The organism is Pseudomonas sp. AC136 (assembly GCF_979258585.1).
The window spans coordinates 5201061-5221173 of sequence record NZ_OZ409865.1 but is presented as its reverse complement, the minus strand read 5'-3'; the positions used below and the strand labels follow the sequence as shown (position 1 = coordinate 5221173).

Below are 20113 nucleotides of genomic sequence, written 5' to 3'. Positions count from 1 at the left end.
GCAACAGAAGGCGCCAGGATTAATTACACTGAGCGCCTTCTTCCGCCACTCCAGTGGCCGCCCCAGACAGGAACTCGCGCCCATGGCCTCAGCCGACAAACAACAAAAACGTGCCCAGCGCGCCAAAGCCAAGGCCAAGCAGAACCGCTCGGGCAAGGGCAAACCCTCAGTGGTGCACCCGCTGCTGGCTAATCCGGCGATCAACGAGCCGTTCGATGATGTGGAAATCGACCTGAGCACCTTCGATTTCGCCGACATCGAAGAAAACGGGTTCGACCCGGCGCTGTTCGATGATCTGTTCCAGACCATGAAGGCTGCAGAAGGCATCAGCTTGTTGGCGATGTGTCTGGTGTTCTTGCAGTACCCGGTGCTGGAACTGGTGGTGGCTGAGGAAGCTGAAGAGCCGGCAACCGATTTTATGATGGGCTTGCTTATTGTTTATCGCGGCTTGTTCCACAACGACGACGAAGACGCGGCGGTGGAATGGGTGGGCGGTGAAACCTTTCAGGCGGCGTTCACGGAAGCCTCGCAGATTCTGCAAAAACGCGACGCCCGCAGCGCTCGCCCTTGAAGTCATTTCCTCTGCTGCGCCTGGCGCTGCTCACGGTTATTGCCCTCAGCGCCCCGGCATTGCACGCAGCCACGCCGGTAGCCCCCGAAAACCACCGCATCACCCTGCGTACCCTGGACCCCAACGCCGTGCCTGTCGGCCAATGGCGGCTCAAGGTGTGGGCGAGTTACGCGCCCTTGGAACGAGGCGCGCCTAATACCACTGAAACCACCACGTCGAGCGATAACTGCAAAGGTTCAGGCGCCTTCAACTCGGGGTGGACATTGCGGCGCTGCACCCGTACGTACGACCGAAGCGTGTCCAGAACACTGCCGGCCGCACAGATGCGCGCGGCCGATGCGCGCACGTTGAACCTGGATTTCCCCCCAGTGGTTGAGGACAAAGGCGGCGTCTTTGGTATCGAGGACGTGGTGCTGGAATACACCACCTGTGCCAAAGGCTGCGCGATGGAGCGACTGGACGTGCGGCTGTCGTGCTGGAATGAACAAGTGGAAGCTGGCGAAGTGCTGGCCGAAGGCATGGTGTTCAGCTATTCACGCGGCGCCAAAGCCAACCCGGCTACCGCGCAGTGCGGGCTGCATGTGGGCGACGAAACGACGTGGGCCAACCAGGCCACTGTGATGCAACGGGTGCGCGGCCATTTCGGTGATGACCAACAAATGTTCAGCGACCACATGCTCAACATTTTCACCGCCATTCCCACCCGCGACCACGGCTGGCAATGGAACCCCGCACGCGGTGACCACACCACCCTTTGCCGACTGCCCGATAACCAGCACTACCTCAGCCGCGACCTGGTCGCCACCCTACCCGTCTCGCTCGGCTGGCCTTACCGGCACGAAGTGGAAATACGGGTGACCAGCAAGCCAAACGGCGAGGTGTGCACCATTTGGCTGAGCGGCACGGACGATGAAACCTACCTGCGCTATTTCTACACCTTTGATAACGGCCAACTGGTGATGGTCTCCACCGACGACGAACCGGACGACGTCAAGCGCGAATGGCGCTGGGCCAACGGCGAACCGTGGGAATACACCCGCCGGCAAATGCCCGACTCGGTGGCCGGGCATGACGCGATTTTGTATTGGCACAAGGTGGCGGCTGAGCAGTGGCCGAAGCAGATGGATTATTCGCCGGACTTTAAGGAGTTTGCGGGGTTGAAGGCGTTTGCTGGGGAGTTGGTGGAGCGGTTTGGGAAGTGAGGGGTTTGGTTTTGTGCGGCTTGCGCGTTCCCCTGCACGACTCTGGATCCCCGCGTGCGCGAGGATGACGGTGGATTGGTTGCAGACGCGTGTTTTCCTACACCAGTCGCGCCAAAAACCTCCGTCATCCTCGCGAACGCGGGGATCCAGAATTTCAAGCCTTACGCGCCTCTAAACCCAACCCCCGCAAGCCCTCACTGCCCCAATCCATACTTCCTAACCTTGTCAAACAACGTCGTCTTAGCCATCCCCAACTCCAAACTCGCCTGACTCAAATTCCCCCCGCTGCGCTGCAACGCATCGCTCAACAAATTGCGCTCAAACGCTTCCACCGCTTCAGAAAACGCCAACGGCTGCGCGCTCCCCGCTCCGGTTTTTTTGAACGCGGGCAAACCCAGCGCAAAGCGCTCGGCGACGTTGCGCAATTCGCGCACGTTGCCCGGCCAGTCGTGGCTCATGAGGTGGGACAGCGTCTGGTTATCCAGCTCTGGCACCGCGCGATCAAAGCGCAGGGATGACTGCTGCAAAAAATGCTCGAACAATTGCAGGATGTCTTCGCGGCGCTCGCGCAGTGGCGGCAGTTCCAGCGTCACGACGTTGAGGCGGTAGTACAAGTCGCTGCGAAATTCGCCGGCTTTGCTCGATTCGTCGAGGTCCGCTTTGGTCGCGGCAATCACCCGGCAGTCCACCGCCACGCTCTGGTTTGAGCCCAGGCGTTCAAGGGTGCGTTCCTGCAACACCCGCAGCAGTTTTATCTGCAACGGCAGCGGCATGCTTTCCACTTCGTCGAGGAACAGGGTGCCGCCGTCGGCGTGTTCGATTTTGCCGATACGGCGTTTGCCGGCGCCGGTGAAGGCGTTGGCTTCGTGGCCGAATATCTCGCTTTCAAACAAGTTTTCCGGCAGCCCGCCACAGTTCAGCGCAACGAACTGTTTGCTGTGCCGACGGCTGAAATCGTGCAGGCAGCGTGCGACCAGTTCTTTGCCAGTGCCGGTCTCGCCTTCGATCAGCACGTTGGCCGAGGTGTCGGCGACGTTGGCGATCAGTTCGCGCAGCTGCTGCATGGCCGGCGAGCGGCCGATAATGCGCCCTTCCAGTGAATTGCGTTCGGCCAGTTGCCGACGCAATGACGACACCTCCCGCGCCAGGCTGCGTTGCTCCAGCGCCCGGCGAACCACGTCCACCAGGCGCTCTGGCGAAAACGGTTTCTCCATAAAGTCGTAGGCGCCCTTCTGCATCGCGTCCACGGCCATGGAAATGTCGCCATGACCGGTGATCAACACCACTGGCAGGCTGCGGTCGCGGGCTTTGAGCTGGGTGAGCAGTTGCAGGCCGTCGATGCCCGGCAGACGGATATCGCTGATGACAATGCCGGCAAAGTTGTCGCCCACCTGCGCCAGCGCTTCCTCGGCGCTGCCGACGCCGGTGCAGGGGATGTCTTCCAGGGCCAGGGCCTGCTGGCAGCCGAGCAGGACGTGGGGGTCGTCTTCAACAATCAGCACGCTGAGTTCAGGGTTCATAGAGGCTCGCCAAGGTGGGGGCTCGCTAACGCCAAGCTGAGAACGAATGTGGTGCCACCGTCGGCCGGGTGTTCAACGCCCAGGTGCCCGCCCGTTGCGGCGGCCAGGCTGGCCGACAGCGTCAAGCCAAGGCCCAGGCCTTGCTCGCCGGGCTTGGTGGTGAAGAACGGCTCGAACAGATGTTTACGCGCTTCGGCATCGATGCCGTGGCCATTGTCGCGCACGCGCAGCAGGTATTTGCTCTCTTGCACCTCGCCTTCAAGCCACAGCTCTGGCTTCGGTTGCGCCTGCATGGCGTCGAGGGCGTTGCCGATCAGGTTGACCAGAATCTGTTCCAGGCGCGTTTGGTTGATGAGCAACTGCACATCGGCGAAGTCGCGGTGCACGGTCAGGCGCATGTCGTCCAGCCGGCCACCGAGCAATTGCAGCGCGGCGTCCACGGCTTTGCCGAGCGAGGCCTGGCCCTTGTCGTCGCCGCGCCGGGCGAAGGAGCGCAGGCTGGCGGTGATGCGGCCCATGCGGTCGATCAGTTCGTTGATGGTGGTGAGGTTGGTGCTGGCCACGTCCAACTGCCCGCGCTGCAGAAAGCGCACGGTGTTGCCCGACAACGTGCGCAGCGCCGCCAGCGGCTGGTTCAGTTCATGGGCGATGCTGGTGGACATCTGCCCGATGGCGGCGAGCTTGCCAGCCTGCACCAGCTCGTCCTGATAGCGGCGCAGCGTTTCTTCGGCCTGGCGCCGCTCGCGTATTTGGCCTTTTAGCCGCTCGTTGCTGGCGCGCAGGTCGGCGGTGCGTTCGGTAATCCGACGCTCCAGTTGATTGTTGGCTTCCTGCAAGGCTTCGCGGGCGGCGAGCCGGGTGGCGATGACCTTGCGCCGCTCGTTCCAGGCGATCAGCAGAAACGCCACGAAGGCAAACCCCACCGCCAGCAGAATGCCCTGGTTAATGGCTTGGCGGCGCAGGTCCTGCAGGGGCGTGAGCAAGGTGAAGTTCCACGGCGTGTCACTGAGCGGCCGGGTTTGCGCCAGGTAGCTGATGTTGCCGTCGTCGCCCTCTACTTCGGTGTTGGCAGGAAAGGTGAGTTTCTCTTCGCCTTCGGCCAACTTTTCGCGGTCCAGCGGCTGCAGCTCGTTGAGCGGAAACCAGTAGTACTGCAGGCTGCGGGCGAGTTTTTCTTTGATCTCGTCAGTGAGCGGCAGCACCGACTTCAAGCGCCGCGCCGGATCGCTAGACAAGATGATGATGCCGTTTTCATCGCTGACAAACGCTTCCAGCCGCGCCCGCTGCCAGCGTTCTTCCAGCGGTTCCAAGCGCACTTTCACCACGGCAACACCAATGACTTTGCCGTGTTCTTCAAGGCCATGGGCCAGGTAATAACCGGGTTCGCCGTTGGTGCTGCCGATGCCGTAGAAACGCCCCGGCTGGCTGCGGATGGCGCTCTGGAAATAGGCACGAAACGACAAGTCTTCGCCCAGATAGCTATCCACATCGCGCCAGTTGCTGGTGGCCATGACGCGGCCGGTGGTGTCCATCACGTAAATGGCGCGGCTGCGGCTGCGGCGGTTCAGGCCTTCGAGGTAATCGTTGACGGTTTGCCGATGCTCTGGCGTTGGATCGGCCAGCAGCTCGGAGACGCTGGACTCAAGCTCCAACAGGCTGGGCAAATAGGTGTACTTGCTGATCTCGCTTTCAACCGCGCGGGCATGCAGTTCCAGCTGCCGCTGGCCGTTTTCGCTGAGGCTGCGAATACCCACGTGCTCACTGGCCCAGAAGCCGACAAAGCCCAGGCTGATCATCAGGGCGATGACCAGTGGCGGCAGAAAGAGGTGGCGGATCAGACGGGGTTTCACGGCGAGTGATGGCGACACGGCGCGATGGAGAGAAGAGTCGCATTTCATCACATAACCTTTTCTTGCACCTAGCTACGGCTACTGCGCGAACGCCATCCGCACCCGGGCAGTGCTCGGAATCCTCACGTACTTGAGTACGCTGCGGTTCCTGCGCGCTGGCCGGCTACGGCTGACGTCCGCTCGCTACGCCTCTTACTGTGGGAAAAGCAGAGCGGTGCAGGGGCTTCTCCGCTGCTCTGCTTGCATCAACGCGTAGCAAGCGGATGTCGCGATTATCGGCCAGCCCGCAGATAGCCTCAGTGCTGCAAAATCTTGTTCAAAAAGTGCTGCGTCCGTTCCGCACGCTGGCTGATGTCGCCGAAGAATTCTTCTTTTTTGCAGTCTTCGATGATTTTGCCGGCGTCCATGAAAATCACGCGGTCGGCCACTTTGCGGGCGAAGCCCATTTCGTGGGTTACGCACATCATGGTCATGCCTTCCTGGGCCAGTTGCACCATGACGTCGAGCACTTCGTTGACCATTTCCGGGTCGAGCGCCGAGGTTGGTTCGTCGAACAACATGACGATGGGGTCCATGGCCAACGCTCGGGCAATCGCCACGCGCTGTTGCTGGCCTCCGGAGAGCTGGCCCGGATGCTTGTGGGCGTGCGCCGACAGGCCAACCCGCTCAAGCAATTGCAGGCCTTTGGCGGTGGCTTCTTCCTTGCTGCGGCCCAGCACTTTGATCTGCGCGATGGTCAGGTTTTCGGTGATGGTCAGGTGCGGGAACAACTCGAAATGCTGGAACACCATGCCCACGCGCGAGCGCAGTTTCGGCAAGTTGGTTTTCGGGTCGGCAATGGAGGTGCCGTCGACGACGATGTCGCCCTTTTGAAACGGCTCCAGCGCGTTGACGCATTTGATCAGGGTAGATTTACCCGAGCCCGACGGCCCGCACACCACGATCACTTCGCCTTTCTGGACTTCGGTGCTGCAATCAGTCAGCACCTGGAAGTCGCCATACCACTTGTTGACGTTCTTGATGGAGATCATACGGCGAACCTCTTTTGCAGACGCTTGACCAGCAGCGAGGCGGCAAAGCTGATGGTGAAATAGGTAACCCCGGCGAAAATCAGGAACTCGTTGGAGCGCCCGATGATGTCGCCACTGGCGCGCGAGGCGTTAAGGAAGTCGACCAGGCCAACGGCGTACACCAGCGAGGTGTCCTGGAACAGGATGATGCTTTGCTGCAACAGCAGCGGGGTCATCTTGCGAAAGGCCTGGGGCAGAATAATCAGGCGCATCACCTGGCCGTAGGTCATGCCGAGTGCTTGCGCGGCGCCCATCTGGCCCTTGGGAATCGATTGCACGCCGGCGCGGACGATTTCGCAGAAATACGCCGCTTCAAACATCATGAAGGCGACGATGCACGAAGCGAAGGCACCGATGGGCGTGTCTTCGCCCGTGATCCAGCGCAGCACGAACGGTACCGCCAAGTAGAACCAGGTGATGACCAGCAGCAGCGGAATGGAGCGGAAGTAGTTGACGTAGGCGCCAGCCAAGTTGGCCAGCAGCTTGTTGTGCGACAGGCGCATCAGCGCCAATACGGTGCCGAGAATAATGCCGCCGACCACGCCCAGCGCCATCAGTTGCAGGGTCAGAATCATGCCGTTCCACAAGCCCGGCAAGGCCGGAACGATGCCCGAGAAGTCGAGTTCCATCACTTACCCCCTACGGAAATCAGGCCCGGTACCGCGACTTTTTTCTCCACCACGCGCATCAGCAACATCAAGCTCATGTTCAGGGTGAAATAGATCAGCGTGGCGAGGGTAAACGCCTCGAACAGGTTGGCGGAAAACTCGGCGGTCTGTTTGGTCTGCGCGAGCAATTCCATTAGGCCGATCAAGGACGCGACCGAGGAGTTTTTGAACACGTTCAAGAACTCGGAAGTAAGCGGCGGAATGATGATGCGGTAAGCCTGCGGCAGCAGCACGTTCCAATAGATTTGCGCCAGGCTGAAGCCCATGGCTCGCGCGGCGGATTCCTGGCCACGGGGCAGCGCCTGAATGCCGGTGCGCACTTGCTCGCACACCCGCGCGGCGGTGAACAGGCCCAGGCAAACGACCACGCTCAGGTAAGCCGAGGTGGTGGGATTCAAGTCTTGCTTGTACCAATCCTGCAGGTTTTGCGGCAGCAGATCGGGCACCAGGAAGTACCAGATAAACAGCTGCACCAGCAGCGGCACGTTGCGAAACAGCTCGACGTAACAGGTGGCGATGCCGGCCACCAGCCGGTTTGGCACGGTGCGCATAATGCCCAGCACCGAACCCAACAGCAGCGCGACAATCCAGGCCACGACGGCAATGGCGATGGTCCAGCCCAGGCCGGAAATGAACCAGTCGAGATAGGTCTCGCTGCCCACGCCGGTGGACCTGAAGAACACATTCCAGTCCCATTTGTAATTCATTCGGGTCTCCCCTCAGATCGTTCAATAGACACAGGCCCGCCCGCGACAACGCTCGTCACGCTCAGCGCAAACGGCGCGCAGCACGCAGCGTTCTGCCGAGCGCACAGGGCGCTCGGCAGGCACGGTCAGTGAGGGATCAGGACTTTTTGTCGTCAGCCGCTTTGTCGGTCGGGTTGGCGATCAGGGCCTTGAGTTCTTCGCTCATCGGGAAGTTCAGGTTCAGGCCTTTTGGCGGGATGGGCTTCATAAACCATTTTTCGAAAATGGCATTGATTTCGCCCGACTTGTACACACCGACGATGGCGTCATCGACGGCCTTTTTGAAGGGTTCATCGCCCTTGCGCACCATGCAGCCGTAAATTTCATAAGACTGCGGCGTACCAGTAACAGCCCAGTCATCGGCACGCTTGGCTTTGGCTGCTTCGCCGGCCAGCAAGGCGTCATCCATCATGAACGCCACGGCGCGACCCGACTCCAGCATCTGGAACGATTCGCCGTGGTCTTTGGCCGAGATCACGTTCATGCCCATCTGCTTGTCGGCGTTCATGGACTTGAGAATGCGCTCGGACGTGGTGCCGGCGGTGGTCACCACGTTCTTGCCTTTGAGGTCGGCGAAGTCTTTGTACACCGAGTCTTTCTTCGACAGCAGACGGGTGCCGATTTCGAAAATGCCCACGGAGAAATCGACTTGCTGCTGACGTTCCACGTTGTTGGTGGTGGAACCGCATTCCACGTCGACGGTGCCGTTTTGCACCAGCGGAATACGGGTTTGCGAAGTGACCAGGTTGTACTTGACCTTGAGGTCGGGCATGTCGAGGTCTTTTTTCAGCGCTTCGACAATTTTCAGTTGCAGGTCGTGGGAGTAGCCCATCGGCTTGCCGCTGGCGTCGGCGATGTAGGAGAACGGAATCGAGGCGTCACGGTGACCGAGGGTGATCACGCCGGACTCTTTGATTTTTTTCAGGGTGCCGGTCAGTTCAGCGGCAACAGCGTGGGGAGCAAGCAGAGCGGCGGCCATGGCTGCGCCCAGGAGATGGGGGACGATGCGCATCAAATTTCCTCAATGTTGTTTTTTTTATGGAGCCAGTTCGCTGGCCCTTTTGTGCGTTGCCGGCTCGCCACCTGTAGCGGCTGGCGTAACGAGCAGTCATTGGGGATAGAGCATGTCTTGTGCCAAGGTCATCGCCATCGCTTACATTACTGATTATTAAGGATTTTTTAGAAATACACGGGAAATACCTTACGCGAAATGTACGGATTTCCGAATACCTCCATCAGACCGCGTTCGGAAAACCGAGCGCCGGACGCTGTGCAGATTGACGCGCTGGATCACCTGATTGGCGCGGTCGGGCAAGCCGGTGCGCTGGCCGTTCGGCACACTGCGGAGCACGGATTTTCACCTAGGCTGATTCGACCGACCGTGCCGTGAGCACGACTATGCAGGAGAGCATGATGTCCAGAGGCGTTCCGATTCCCCGTCACCCCGACAACGATTACTCCACCGAACAGGCCACCGTGCGCCGCGAGTTCATCAAGGCGCAAACCGGTGCCTCGCTGGATACCGTCGGCCAATACGCCATCGACCCAGAAGTAACGCGCGGCAACATCGAAAACTTTATCGGCGTGGTGCAAATGCCCCTCGGCCTGGCCGGCCCGCTGCGTATTGAAGGCGAACATGCGCGCGGCGATTTCTACATTCCCATGGCCACCACCGAAGGCACGCTGCTGGCCAGCTACAGCCGTGGCATGCGCGCCATCAGCGCCTCGGGCGGGGTGAAAACCACCGTGGTCAAACACTCCATGCAGCGCGCGCCGGTGTTTATGTTCAACGACGCCTTGCAGGCGCGCGAGTTCGGCGCCTGGCTGGTGAGCGAGTTCGAAACCATCAAGGCCGTCACCGAAACCACCACCCGCAGCGGCAAGCTGTTCGAGATCGAGCAGTACCCGGTGGCGAACATGCTCTACACCCGCTTTTGCTACACCACCGGCGATGCGGCCGGGCAGAACATGACCAGCAAAGCGACTTACGCCGCCTGCGAGTGGATCAAGGCCAACCACCCGCTGAAGCCGCGCTACATTCTTTCCGGCGCCATCGACACCGACAAAAAACACTCGGCCATGAATATGATCCAAACCCGTGGCAAACGGGTGATCGCCGAATTCACTCTTAAGCGCGAAGTGGCCCACGAGCTGCTGCGCGTGGACCCCGCCAACCTGTATCGCTACCGGCAAATTGCTGCGGTCGGCGCCATTCAAGCCGGCGCGGCGTACAGCGGTGCGCACTCGGCCAATGGCTTGGCGGCACTGTTTATCGCCACCGGGCAAGACGCCGCCAACGTGGCCGAATCCCATGGCGGCATTACCTACGGCCAACTGTTGGATAACGGCGATTACTACTGGTCGGTCACCCTGCCCGCCGTCATTTGCGCCACCCATGGCGGCGGCACCAGCCTGCCAACCCAGCGCGAGTGCCTGCAAATGCTCGACTGTTACGGCGCCGGCAAGGCCGACAAGCTGGCGGAAATCATCGCCGCCGTGGTGCTGGCTGGCGATGTGTCATTGACCTCGGCGATTTTGGCTGGCGATTGGGTGAGCAGCCATGAGGCGCTGGGGCGCAATCGCTAAGGCGCTGTAGGCGGATCAAAAGATCGCGGCTGAAGCCGCTCCCACAGGTTGCGTGGGAGCGTGCTTGCTGGCTGCTACAGAGACTTGGCAGTCATTTCCTTGGCCCGCGCCGACTCCTGTTTCTGCGCCGCCACTTCACGCTGGGCGGTGGCCAGGTCAAACGCGTTGTCCCATTTGGCGATGGCGATGGTGCCAATGCCATTGCCGATCAGGTTGGTCACCGCCCGCGCTTCGTTGAGGAAGCGGTCGATGCCCAGCAGCAGCACCAGCCCTACCAGTGGAATGGAGTGGATGGTGGTCAGCGTCGCGGCCAAGGTCACAAAGCCGGCGCCGGCTACCCCGGCCGAACCTTTGGAGGTCAGCAGCAACACGCCCAGCAATACCATTTGGTCCCACATGGTCAGCGGCGTATTGGTGGCCTGGGCGACGAAGATCGCCGCCATGGTCAGGTAGATGCAGGTGCCGTCGGCGTTGAAGGTGTAGCCGGTCGGCAGCACCATGCCCACCACCGATTTCCTGCAGCCCAGCTTTTCCAGTTTGACCATCATGCGCGGCAGCACGGCTTCGGTTGAACAGGTGCCGAGCGTGACCAGGATTTCATCTTTGAAGTAACGCAAAAACTGCAGCAACGGCAGCCCGGACCACCTCGCCACCGTGCCCAGCACCACGACGATAAACACCAGCGTGGTCAGGTACAGCGCGACAAGCAATTGGCCCAGCGACAGCAAAGTGCCAATGCCGTATTTGCCGATGGTGAACGCCATGCCGGCACCGGCGCCGAGCGGCGCCAGGCGCATGACCATGGCGACGATTTTGAACAGCCCTTGCAGGAACAGGTCGATGGTGTTGATCAGCGGCTTGCTCACCTCGCCCATCTGCACCAGCGCCACGCCCATCAGCACCGAGATCAAAATCACCTGCAGCATGGAGCCTTTGGCGAAGGCGTCGATAAAGGTGTGCGGAATGATGTTGAGGAAGAAATCCACCGCGCCGCCCTGCTCGCTTGCGACCTGGGTGTACTTGCCGATGGCGCTGCCATCAAGCGATTCGGTGTTGATGTTCATGCCCACGCCGGGCTTGAGCACATTGACCACCACCAGGCCAATGACCAGGGCGATTGTGGAAAGAATTTCAAAATAGATAAGCGCCTTGACGCCGATGCGCCCCACTTCCTTGATGCTGCCCATTTTGGCGATGCCGACCACCACGGTGCCGAAAATGATCGGCGCCAGGAGCATTTTGATCAGTTTGATAAAGCCGTCTGCCAAGGGTTGCAGGCGGGCTGCGAATTGCGGTTCGACGTAACCCAGTACCGCGCCGATGGCGATACCGATCAGGACCTGAACATACAGCTGGCCGTACCAGCGAGTTCTGGACGTTTGCATATGCACCTCGTTTTATTGTTGTGTTCGGTGGGTGTGACCGGGCGCCTGTGCGGCGCGCTAAAAACGCCACTGCCCCGCATGTGGCGAGGCAGTGGAAATGCTCAATCAGCCCTCGCCCAGTTCGCGCATTACCGCGTACAGCGCCGACTTGGCCTCAAAGCCCACGCCTGGAATATCCGGCAGGCCGACGTAACCGTCTTGCACCTGAATGCCGTCGGCAAAACCGCCGAAGGGCTGGAACACATCCGGGTAGGATTCGTTGCCGCCCAGGTGCAAGCCGGCAGCGATGTTCAGCGACATCTGATGGCCGCCATGGGGCACCACGCGGCGCGACGACCAGCCCAGTTCTTCCATGACCTTGAGCGTGCGCATGTACTCCACCAGCCCGTACGACAGCGCGCAGTCGAACTGCACGTAATCGCGGTCGGCGCGCATGCCGCCGTGGCGCAGCAGGTTGCGCGCGTCCTGGTGAGAGAACAGGTTTTCGCCGGTGGCCATCGGCAGTTCGTAGTGATTGGCCAGCTCGGCTTGCAGGGCGTAGTCCAGCGGGTCGCCGGCTTCTTCGTACCAGAACAGGTTGTACGGCTTGAGCGCCTCGGCGTAGGCAATTGCCGTGCGTTGGTCGAAGCGGCCATTGGCATCCACGGCCAAGCGGCTGCCGTCGCCCACGACTTTGATGACCGACTCGATACGGCGAATGTCTTCGGCCAACGGCACCGCGCCGATTTTCATCTTCACCACGTTGTAGCCGCGGTCCAAGTAGCTGCGCATTTCGTCTTGCAGCTTGGTGTCGTCTTTGCCGGGGTAGTAGTAACCGCCGGCCGCGTACACCCAGACCTTGTCGTCGGCCTGGCCATTGCGGTAACGGTCAGCGAGCAGGCGGTACAGCGGCTTGCCTTCGATTTTAGCCACGGCGTCCCACACCGCCATGTCGATAGTGCCGACCGCCACCGAGCGCTCGCCGTGGCCGCCGGGCTTCTCGTTGGTCATCAGGGTCTTCCAGATGGCGAACGGGTCGAGGTTGTTGTGTTCCTTGTCGATCAGCGACTCCGGGTCGGCTTCGGTGACGCGCGCCAGGAAGCGGTCACGCATCAGCGCGCCCTGACCGTAGCGGCCGTTGGAGTTGAAGCCGTAACCGATTACCGGCTTGCCGTCGCGGATCACATCGGTGACCACCGCCACGACCGAACAGGTCATTTTGGAAAAGTCGATGTAGGCGTTGGCAATGGGCGAGGCAATGGAAACGGTTTTTTCGCGGATGTCGACGATACGCATGGCGCGCTCCTCTTGTTGTTGAGGAGGTCACCGTAAACGTGGCTCCGGAGCGCGCCCAATGCTATTAATGCGGCACCCCATGCACAAACGGCATTGCCCCAATGGAACTCGTCTGGCTCGAAGATTTTGCAGCGCTGGCCACTTATGGCAGCTTCGTTCGCGCCGCCGAAGCGCGGCACATTACGCAACCGGCATTTAGCCGCCGGGTACGTTCACTGGAAACCTGGCTGGGTGTCGAGCTGTTCATTCGCACGCCCCAAGGCGCCACGCTCACCGAGGCAGGCAAGCACATTCTGGCCAGCGCCCAGGACGCCGCCAGCCGGCTGTACCGCATCCGCGCCGAGGCTCAGGAAGTGGCGGGCAAAGCCGCGAAAACGCTGCTGTTTGCCGCCACGCATTCGCTGTCGTTTACGTTTTTCCCGCGTTGGATTCGCAGCGCCGACAAAGGCGCGCCCATTGAAGCGGTGCGCCTGGACTCCGGCAGCATGGCGGTGTGCGAGCACATGCTGGTGCACGGCCAAGTGCAGTTTCTGCTCTGCCATCGCCACCCCGATGTGCCGCCGCTGCTGCCGCCTGAGCAATTCGTTAGCAAGGTGATTGGTCACGACGTGCTGATGCCGCTGATGGGCGCTTCGGCCGAGTTTGGCGACGGCGCCAACGCCCTGCCCTACCTCGCCTACACAGAAGAGTCGGGCCTGGGGCGAATCGTCAGCCACCGCTTGCTGGGCGAACAAGCGCCGCCGTTGGAGCCGCTGTTCAGCAGCCCGTTGGCCGCCGTGCTGATGTCCATGGCGCTGGAAAACAAAGGCATCGCCTGGTTGCCCAAAAGCCTGACGGAGCAGGAAATCGTCGACGCGCGTTTGAAGCGTGCACTGGATGAGCGCTGGGATATTCCGTTGCAGATCCACATCACCCGCCCCGTGGCGCCCATCAGCCCGTCGGCGGAAGCGTTTTGGCAGACACTCGGTTGACGGGTGGTACGCAACAGCATCGCGGCTGAAGGCGCTCCTACAAGGGCGGCGGTAACAGTGATCACTGTAGGAGCGACTTTAGTCGCGATGGGTTCGCACACCCAACGCTGAACAGCCACTTGTCGTCTCGGCCAATCGCCCGCCGCTAGCTGAAGGTCCCTTGCTAAGACGCAATGGCGAGGACCGGCTGATGAGCGCAGATGCACACGACTACACCGCCTTGTTTGATCAACCCGAATCCGCTCCGGTCGGTACCGGGCATGCCGAGCTGGATTGTTTAATCATCGGCGCAGGCCCGGCCGGGCTGACCACGGCGGTTTATCTGAGCCGCTATCACCGCCGCGTACTGGTGGCCGACGGTGGCCGCAGCCGTGCCAGCCTGATTCCGCTGTCGCATAACTACCCAGGTTTCCCGCCCGGCATTTCCGGTAATGAACTGCTCGCCCGCCTGCGGGAACAGGCCACGCGCTATGGCGCCGCCCTCGAAGCCGGCCGCGTGCACAGCCTGGAAAAAACCAGCACCGGGTTCACTGCCCAACTCAACGGCCGCGCGATTACCGCGCGGCGCGTGGCGTTAGCGACGGGCATTGTCGATACCTTGCCGGACATGGACCGGCCCTACGACGGCGTGGCGCAAGCGTCGATCAGGCTTTGCCCTATTTGCGATGGTTATGAGATCGATGGCGACGACGTGGCGGTGTATGGCGAGGCCCATTGCGCGATCAGTCATGGGCTGTTTCTGCGCAACTTTACCGACCGCGTTACGGTGCTGGTGCACGGCGACAGCCAGGCCTGCGAGGAAGCCGTGGCGGTGGCGCGGCACACGGGCATACGACTGATCAGCGACCGCGTGGAGCACATCGAAATCGCTGGCGAACAGGTGCGTGTGGTCACCTGCAACGGCGAGCAATTTCACTTCGATATCGTCTACCCCTCGTTGGGTTCACAGGTGTGTTCGGAGCTTGCCACCCACCTCGGCGCGCAGGCCACTGACGGTGGTTCGCTGCAGGTGGATGCGCACCAGCGCACCTCTGTCGAAGGGCTTTACGCGGTAGGTGATGTGGTGGATTCGCTGAAGCAAATCAGTGTTGCGACGGGCCAGGCGGCGGTCTGTGCAACCGCCGTGCATAACAGCCTTGAAGTGCGTTTGTGGGACCGGGCACGGGACAAAAAAGCCGTGCCCGATTAACCCGCAAGCAGGCGCATTTAGCGCCGTGCCTGAAGCTGCCGGGGTGAGGTGAGAACGTGCTCCAGCTGCGGCTCGTCCACGGCCAGGTGCAAGGCCATATGCTGCGCCTGCTCCCATTGCAGATCAGGGTCCAGCCACTGCATAGCGTGTTCGGCGGTAAAGGCCAGCAGCCGCTGCGAGTAGTCGTTGTGGCTGCAGGTCATAAACGCCATGCCGTCACAGCCGCTGGGCTTCTCGCTGATTTGCGCCAGGCCGGCGAGGAACAATGGCGTGGAACGGCGCGAGGTGGTGTAGCTCAGGCGCAGCGGTTGATCGAGCGGCGCGTCGGTGGGCAGGTCGTACCAGCCGTCCACCGGCACCAATACGCGGCCATTGCTGCGCACGCGATCGAACACTTTCGAGCGCATCACCAGGTGCAACGGCATCTGCGTACGCGGCGGCATGGTGCCCATGGCCCATACCGGCGACCATCCCCAGCGCACTTTCACGCTTTCGATCTCACCGTCACGCTGGCGCAAAACGCTGACCGGCATATTGGGTTTGATCACGCTTTTTTTCTGCCCAGATGTCGCGAACGTAGCCGCCGAATGCCGGCTGCCCATGGCTCTGGATTCGCCGCTGACCAGGCGAGTTTCGGTATGTGCAAATAACTCAGAAAAATCCGTGGATGAAGCGTGTTGAACAATACATTTACACATGGCGAAACTCCGGCAGTCGTTCGTAAAGACGTCGTCGGCATAGTCGCGCTTAGCAGCGGATGACGACGTTGTGTACGTACGAGCGGTTGCCTGGAGCGCCGGTTCGACACTTCCGACCAACAGCCGGTTGGCGAGTGAACTTACCGCAACCCTGCTCAGTGAAACGTGGGAAACCGTTCTTTTACGAGTGCCTGCGCGTCATCGGCGAGCTGATCGAGCAAGCGGTCGCGCTCATACTCCGCCTCGCGCATGGCGGTGTCGCCGTGCTGTTTAAGCAGATATGTATGAATCTGCCGCACCTCTTTGGACTGATAGATGGGCGCCTGATCTTGCACTGCCACCATGCCGCTCGAACGTTGTGCGTGCGTGTTCATCAGCACCTGCGGGCCCTGTGCGGCCAGCACTCGGAAGCCCATGGCCTCGAAGGCCGGCACCTGATTGGCCACGCACGCCAATTCCATATGCGGGCGCTGCTCGATGATTTTCGCCACCATGGCCCGCGCAATCCCACGCCGACGATGGCTGGCTTGCACCGCCATATAAGCCAGGGTGCAGGCTTGGGCATCGTCATGGCTGGGCAAATACAAGGCAAAGCCCAACACCTGTGACGGGTCTTCGTCATCCAAGGCCAACACCAACCGAGGCGCACTCGGTTGCGCCTCGCCCATGTCTTGCAGATACAAGTGCACCTCAAAGCCGATCACGTACTGGTACAGCTGAAACAGCGGATTTGCAGGCGTTAGCGGCACCGGGCTGATATCGGTGAAGTAGTCGACCACCATTTGCAGCACTTGGCCTTTCAGCGACTCGGGCGGCGGGGTGTCCAGGTGTACAAGAGTGAACATGGGCGGCTGGGCTCCGGGGGCGGCAGGGGAAAAAACCGATGGGTCGCTATTGTAGCGTCGGCACCGCGCGCGCTCACAGCGAGCGTTTGCGCACAGGCGCCGAGCGTTTCGGCACAGTGCAGGTGCGGCGCCATTATTAACATCGAGGCTCATCCAACGACCCTGAGTGAGCCTATGAACAGTCGTGTATTGATCGGCGCAATCGCGTTTGCCGCCGCCAGCCTGGCCCAGGCCCAGGGCTTCACCCTGAGCAGCCCGGACATCGCCGACAACAGCCGCCTGGATACGCGCCAGGTGTATCAGGGGTTTGGTTGTGAAGGCGGCAACGTTTCGCCCGCACTGTCGTGGAGCCATGCCCCGGCGGGCACGAAAAGTTTCGCCGTCACCGTTTACGACCCCGACGCGCCCACCGGCAGCGGCTGGTGGCACTGGAGCGTCTTCAACCTGCCCGCCTCTGTCAACGCGTTACCAGCCGCCGCCAACGCCAGCACCTTGCCGACCGGCACTGTGCAAGGGCGCAGCGATTACGGCACCGCGCAGTTCGGTGGCGCGTGCCCGCCGGTGGGCGACAAACCCCATCGCTACCAATTCACCGTGTGGGCATTGAAAGTGGATAAACTGCCGCTCGACAACCAGGCCAGCGGCGCGCTCGTGGGCTACATGCTCAACGCCAATGTTCTGGAAAAGGCCACGCTCACCCCCGTGTACGGACGCTAACTGCCATGCCCTCTTCTGCCGGCATTCAACACCAGGAAAGCCGAATTTCTGCCAGCGTGATCAAGGCTCGCCAGCACCATGCGTTGCAGCGAGTAACCGTGTTCGTCACCACCTTGTGCCGCGTTCGACAGGGCGAAAAAGTGCTGCACTGGGACGGCAAAGAAATGCGCGGCGGGCCTCAGCATCTGGTGCTGTTGCCGGCAGGTTATGAACTGGCGGTCACCAATATTCCCGGCAAGCACGGCCACTACATTGCCGATGCCATCAGTTTCCCCACCGAGCTATTGCGCGATTTTCACGCGCGCTACCGGCAGCAACTGGACGCCCATCGCGGCTCGGCCCAGGACCTCAGCGTGCCGCTCGACGCCCACACCAGCCAAGCCTGGGATCACCTTTTACAGGCCGTGAACGCCGGCGCCCCCGATGCCCTGCGCACCTTATATGGCGAGGCGGTATTGCTTGGCTTGGGGCTAGCGGGCCTTGCCGGCCCGCTTTTCGAAGACCGTCACGACCCGCTGAGCGAGCGCTTGCAGCAACTGATCATGAGCGCCCCGGGCAGTGACTGGACCGTAGAAAGCGCCGCGCGGAAACTGCACCTCGGCGCCTCGACATTGCGACGGCAATTGAACAGCGAACAGCGCAGCTTTCGCGAAATTCTTAAAGAAATCCGACTCGGCACGGCGCTGCATTTGCTACAAACCACCAGCCGACAAGTGAGCGACATCGCCGCGTGCAACGGCTACGCCTCGGCGTCCCGATTTGCCGTGAGTTTTCGCGCGCGCTTCGGCATTTCACCCAGGAATTTGCGCTCAGCCATCGGCCGCTCAGTTGACGAACCACTGCCCGCCATACCACCAGAGCCACCCGCCCAGCGCGAGCCAACTCAACACAATCACACCCGCCATTAACCAGCGCCCCTTCAGCGCCAAGCGTTGCCCCGCCATCGCCTCGGCGGCGGGCAGACAACGCTCTTGCACGGCGGTCGGCGTCAGGCGCAACGCCAGGGCAATGCCCAACGGCAACAGCAGCAGATCGTCCAAATAACCTACCACCGGCACGAAATCCGGAATCAAATCGATGGGGCTGGCCGCGTACGCCAGCGTGGCCAAGGCAACCACCTTCGGCAGCCACGGCATGGCCGCATCGCGGCAGCAGAGCCAGAGCAAAACCAGGTTGGTTTTCAGGCGATGGGCCCAGTGTTTGAGGCGAGTGACAAGGGCGTTCAAGGGAGAAGCCTCGGGGCGTGTTGATAGAGTCACCGATTTTTTAAGTTGGGTTGGGCCGGTGATCGGTGGGTAACAAACACTACCTGTCTCGGACGCCGTCTTGCCGATACAATCGCGCCTTTTTTCACCCTTGAGTTTTCAGCATGGACGCACGTTCTTCACTTCTGGCTGCACTATCGCTCGCTCTGGCGGCCTGTAGCTCAGCACCGTCAAAACCCGCGAAGCAACCAGGTCTCACGGTCTTCGAGAGTGTGATCAACTCGGCGGCCAACCCCGACACGATCATGCGAAGCGGCGATCGCGTTACCTACCTCGTAATCTCTTCCGGCGAACACGCTGCATTGGCGCGCTTCGATGCCTCCTGTAGCGAGCCAACCGCCAGCATGTACTACCTGACATCCGGTGGTTACATGCACGCTTTTTCTGATGATGATTCGGCCCGTCTGCCTGACGCTCAACTTCAGTTACTGCAACGCAGTGAACAACGTCGTGCAGCCTGTGATTATCGTGCGACACCAGACTGGCGAGCCTTGGATACAGCCGAGAACCAGGACTGGCTCTTGCTCGACCGCAACAGCGCGAAGACGGAAAACGGACGCCTGATGCTGTGGACCGCACGCTACCCGGCACGCTATCAGATGGGAGCTGAACGAGCGTTGGTAGCCCAACGGCATGAGCGTTTGGCCGTCGATTGCACACAACGCACATTCAAACGCTTAAGCCAGTTTTCAACCGATGCCAATGGCGCAGTGCTCACCGGCACGCTCTATGGCCAAGCCACGCCGCTGATCGCACCGCAGGGGCAAGATGACCAGCGCCTGATCGAGTCGATCTGTAAGCCGGCAGCCGAGTGGGCAATGCTGCCCAAGCCGCCGGCACGTACGCCACTTATGCCCCAATTGGATACCCCGGTAGCAGCGCCTGCCGTGTTAGCCGCCATCAGTGCCCTTCAGCTTCCGAACCCGCGCTTGACGTTGCAGGCTGTTGACTACCGATACGATGCAACCGTGATGGCGAAGCACACGATTACCGACGTCCATCGTGAAGACGTGTTCACTCAAGATCCCCAAAGCGGCGAGATCCTGGTGCAGCCCAACGATGCGGCGCTGGGTACAGAGCTGCGCCTGACCTTTCGCGGACTGATAGACCTCGCCAGTCGCTCGTTCGACCGCAGCACCGGTGAGCAAGTCAGCGACAAGTCTCCGGTTATCGGCTTGGACTTCAAAGGTGACTGGAAAAACCTGCCGCAAGGCAGCGAGGTCGCTTACTCGTTAACGCAAGCCACTGGCCCGAAGCCCCACACCAGCACTGTGACCTGCCAAGTCGGCTCGGCGCGCGCGGCCAGCCAGATAAACGCGGCTCTGCAAGGCACGGCTAAACCGCTGACCTGCACCAAGCTAAAAACAAAACGCATGGAATGGACTCAACGCTTCGACTATCTCGAGGACTACGGTGTGTTCGTGTTAGCCGCAGAGAACAGCCCGCTCGGTCAATGGACCTGGCGTGTGAAATCGGCGCGCTGAGAGAGCCTTTTCAGCGCGGGTCGCCCCCGCCGCCCCGGCGGCAATCGGACCGTCGGGGTTCGCACAAGGAA

The 20113-nt window shown here is 61.1% G+C and carries 19 protein-coding genes; 8 read left to right on the top strand and 11 right to left on the bottom strand.

Features of this window, described 5'->3' with window-relative positions:
• Positions 1–82: 82 nt before the first annotated feature.
• Both ACZZZU_RS23465 and ACZZZU_RS23460 read left to right on the top strand, forming a co-directional pair.
• Positions 83–571 (top strand): hypothetical protein, encoded by a 489-nt coding sequence (locus ACZZZU_RS23465; protein ID WP_463551979.1) that lies wholly within the window; start codon positions 83–85, stop codon positions 569–571.
• Positions 568–1773 (top strand): hypothetical protein, encoded by a 1206-nt coding sequence (locus ACZZZU_RS23460; protein ID WP_463551978.1) that lies wholly within the window; start codon positions 568–570, stop codon positions 1771–1773. Before ACZZZU_RS23465 ends, ACZZZU_RS23460 begins: the two co-directional genes overlap by 4 nt.
• A gap of 194 nt (positions 1774–1967) precedes the next feature.
• Here the strand turns inward: ACZZZU_RS23460 and aauR are convergent, their stop codons facing one another.
• The 6 genes from aauR to ACZZZU_RS23430 all read right to left on the bottom strand — a co-directional run bounded on the left by aauR (position 1968) and on the right by ACZZZU_RS23430 (position 8639).
• The gene (gene aauR / locus ACZZZU_RS23455) at positions 1968–3293 is read right to left on the bottom strand and encodes a two-component response regulator AauR (protein WP_463551977.1); all 1326 of its coding nucleotides are present in this window, start codon (positions 3291–3293) and stop codon (positions 1968–1970) included.
• Positions 3290–5191: a two-component sensor histidine kinase AauS gene (gene aauS, locus ACZZZU_RS23450; protein WP_463551976.1), complete on the bottom strand. Its 1902-nt coding sequence runs from the start codon at positions 5189–5191 to the stop codon at positions 3290–3292. Before aauS ends, aauR begins: the two co-directional genes overlap by 4 nt.
• 248 nt (positions 5192–5439) lie before the next feature.
• Positions 5440–6174, bottom strand: a complete 735-nt coding sequence (locus ACZZZU_RS23445) for an amino acid ABC transporter ATP-binding protein (protein WP_463383183.1) — start codon at positions 6172–6174, stop codon at positions 5440–5442.
• Positions 6171–6842, bottom strand: coding sequence for an amino acid ABC transporter permease (locus tag ACZZZU_RS23440; protein ID WP_463539392.1), 672 nt, complete (start codon positions 6840–6842; stop codon positions 6171–6173). The genes ACZZZU_RS23445 and ACZZZU_RS23440 overlap by 4 nt, the downstream gene beginning before the upstream one ends.
• Positions 6842–7588 (bottom strand): amino acid ABC transporter permease, encoded by a 747-nt coding sequence (locus ACZZZU_RS23435; RefSeq protein WP_463551975.1) that lies wholly within the window; start codon positions 7586–7588, stop codon positions 6842–6844. Before ACZZZU_RS23435 ends, ACZZZU_RS23440 begins: the two co-directional genes overlap by 1 nt.
• Positions 7589–7724: 136 nt before the next feature.
• The gene (locus ACZZZU_RS23430) at positions 7725–8639 is read right to left on the bottom strand and encodes a glutamate/aspartate ABC transporter substrate-binding protein (RefSeq protein WP_463551974.1); all 915 of its coding nucleotides are present in this window, start codon (positions 8637–8639) and stop codon (positions 7725–7727) included.
• A gap of 401 nt (positions 8640–9040) precedes the next feature.
• Between ACZZZU_RS23430 and ACZZZU_RS23425 the strand changes: the two genes are divergently transcribed.
• Positions 9041–10213: a hydroxymethylglutaryl-CoA reductase gene (locus ACZZZU_RS23425; protein WP_463551973.1), complete on the top strand. Its 1173-nt coding sequence runs from the start codon at positions 9041–9043 to the stop codon at positions 10211–10213.
• 74 nt (positions 10214–10287) lie between these two features.
• On the opposite strand, the gene dctA is transcribed toward ACZZZU_RS23425, so the two are convergent.
• Together dctA and ACZZZU_RS23415 are read right to left on the bottom strand one after the other, a co-directional pair.
• Positions 10288–11598 carry a C4-dicarboxylate transporter DctA gene (dctA, locus tag ACZZZU_RS23420; RefSeq protein WP_463551972.1) on the bottom strand — a complete coding sequence of 437 codons (1311 nt, stop codon included), beginning with the start codon at positions 11596–11598 and terminating at the stop codon, positions 10288–10290.
• A gap of 105 nt (positions 11599–11703) precedes the next feature.
• Complete coding sequence (locus ACZZZU_RS23415; RefSeq protein WP_463551971.1) at positions 11704–12873, bottom strand: mandelate racemase/muconate lactonizing enzyme family protein; 1170 nt, start codon at positions 12871–12873, stop codon at positions 11704–11706.
• Positions 12874–12974: 101 nt separating this feature from the next.
• Between ACZZZU_RS23415 and ACZZZU_RS23410 the strand changes: the two genes are divergently transcribed.
• Together ACZZZU_RS23410 and ACZZZU_RS23405 are read left to right on the top strand one after the other, a co-directional pair.
• Positions 12975–13844: a LysR family transcriptional regulator gene (locus ACZZZU_RS23410; RefSeq protein ID WP_463551970.1), complete on the top strand. Its 870-nt coding sequence runs from the start codon at positions 12975–12977 to the stop codon at positions 13842–13844.
• Between the two features lie 190 nt (positions 13845–14034).
• On the top strand, positions 14035–15033 hold the full coding sequence (locus ACZZZU_RS23405; protein ID WP_463551969.1) for an NAD(P)/FAD-dependent oxidoreductase: 999 nt from the start codon (positions 14035–14037) through the stop codon (positions 15031–15033).
• 17 nt (positions 15034–15050) lie between these two features.
• Here the strand turns inward: ACZZZU_RS23405 and ACZZZU_RS23400 are convergent, their stop codons facing one another.
• Positions 15051–15635 carry an SOS response-associated peptidase family protein gene (locus ACZZZU_RS23400; RefSeq protein WP_463551968.1) on the bottom strand — a complete coding sequence of 195 codons (585 nt, stop codon included), beginning with the start codon at positions 15633–15635 and terminating at the stop codon, positions 15051–15053.
• A 251-nt stretch (positions 15636–15886) separates the two neighbouring features.
• Positions 15887–16576, bottom strand: coding sequence for a GNAT family N-acetyltransferase (locus ACZZZU_RS23395; RefSeq protein ID WP_463551967.1), 690 nt, complete (start codon positions 16574–16576; stop codon positions 15887–15889).
• Between the two features lie 174 nt (positions 16577–16750).
• Between ACZZZU_RS23395 and ACZZZU_RS23390 the strand changes: the two genes are divergently transcribed.
• Together ACZZZU_RS23390 and ACZZZU_RS23385 are read left to right on the top strand one after the other, a co-directional pair.
• Entirely contained in the window at positions 16751–17293 is a 543-nt protein-coding gene (locus tag ACZZZU_RS23390) for a kinase inhibitor (protein ID WP_463551966.1), read from the top strand.
• Positions 17294–17298: 5 nt separating this feature from the next.
• A complete protein-coding gene (locus ACZZZU_RS23385) occupies positions 17299–18201 on the top strand; it encodes a helix-turn-helix transcriptional regulator (protein ID WP_463551965.1) in 903 nt (300 codons plus the stop codon).
• Here ACZZZU_RS23385 and ACZZZU_RS23380 read toward each other — a convergent pair.
• The gene (locus ACZZZU_RS23380; protein ID WP_463551964.1) at positions 18118–18519 is read right to left on the bottom strand and encodes a YkvA family protein; all 402 of its coding nucleotides are present in this window, start codon (positions 18517–18519) and stop codon (positions 18118–18120) included. The two genes, ACZZZU_RS23385 and ACZZZU_RS23380, sit on opposite strands and share 84 nt — an antisense overlap.
• Positions 18520–18662: 143 nt before the next feature.
• Between ACZZZU_RS23380 and ACZZZU_RS23375 the strand changes: the two genes are divergently transcribed.
• Positions 18663–20042 carry a hypothetical protein gene (locus ACZZZU_RS23375; protein ID WP_463551963.1) on the top strand — a complete coding sequence of 460 codons (1380 nt, stop codon included), beginning with the start codon at positions 18663–18665 and terminating at the stop codon, positions 20040–20042.
• Positions 20043–20113 lie beyond the last annotated feature (71 nt).

Excerpts from the sequence above, each read along its gene's own strand:
- ACZZZU_RS23465 (WP_463551979.1), top strand. The coding sequence starts at position 83 with ATGGCCTCAGCCGACAAACAACAAAAACGTGCCCAGCGCGCCAAAGCC.
- aauR (WP_463551977.1), bottom strand. The coding sequence starts at position 3,293 with ATGAACCCTGAACTCAGCGTGCTGATTGTTGAAGACGACCCCCACGTC.
- aauS (WP_463551976.1), bottom strand. The coding sequence starts at position 5,191 with ATGAAATGCGACTCTTCTCTCCATCGCGCCGTGTCGCCATCACTCGCC.
- ACZZZU_RS23445 (WP_463383183.1), bottom strand. The coding sequence starts at position 6,174 with ATGATCTCCATCAAGAACGTCAACAAGTGGTATGGCGACTTCCAGGTG.
- ACZZZU_RS23440 (WP_463539392.1), bottom strand. The coding sequence starts at position 6,842 with ATGGAACTCGACTTCTCGGGCATCGTTCCGGCCTTGCCGGGCTTGTGG.
- ACZZZU_RS23435 (WP_463551975.1), bottom strand. The coding sequence starts at position 7,588 with ATGAATTACAAATGGGACTGGAATGTGTTCTTCAGGTCCACCGGCGTG.
- ACZZZU_RS23430 (WP_463551974.1), bottom strand. The coding sequence starts at position 8,639 with ATGCGCATCGTCCCCCATCTCCTGGGCGCAGCCATGGCCGCCGCTCTG.
- ACZZZU_RS23425 (WP_463551973.1), top strand. The coding sequence starts at position 9,041 with ATGTCCAGAGGCGTTCCGATTCCCCGTCACCCCGACAACGATTACTCC.
- dctA (WP_463551972.1), bottom strand. The coding sequence starts at position 11,598 with ATGCAAACGTCCAGAACTCGCTGGTACGGCCAGCTGTATGTTCAGGTC.
- ACZZZU_RS23415 (WP_463551971.1), bottom strand. The coding sequence starts at position 12,873 with ATGCGTATCGTCGACATCCGCGAAAAAACCGTTTCCATTGCCTCGCCC.
- ACZZZU_RS23410 (WP_463551970.1), top strand. The coding sequence starts at position 12,975 with ATGGAACTCGTCTGGCTCGAAGATTTTGCAGCGCTGGCCACTTATGGC.
- ACZZZU_RS23405 (WP_463551969.1), top strand. The coding sequence starts at position 14,035 with ATGAGCGCAGATGCACACGACTACACCGCCTTGTTTGATCAACCCGAA.
- ACZZZU_RS23400 (WP_463551968.1), bottom strand. The coding sequence starts at position 15,635 with ATGGGCAGCCGGCATTCGGCGGCTACGTTCGCGACATCTGGGCAGAAA.
- ACZZZU_RS23395 (WP_463551967.1), bottom strand. The coding sequence starts at position 16,576 with ATGTTCACTCTTGTACACCTGGACACCCCGCCGCCCGAGTCGCTGAAA.
- ACZZZU_RS23390 (WP_463551966.1), top strand. The coding sequence starts at position 16,751 with ATGAACAGTCGTGTATTGATCGGCGCAATCGCGTTTGCCGCCGCCAGC.
- ACZZZU_RS23385 (WP_463551965.1), top strand. The coding sequence starts at position 17,299 with ATGCCCTCTTCTGCCGGCATTCAACACCAGGAAAGCCGAATTTCTGCC.
- ACZZZU_RS23375 (WP_463551963.1), top strand. The coding sequence starts at position 18,663 with ATGGACGCACGTTCTTCACTTCTGGCTGCACTATCGCTCGCTCTGGCG.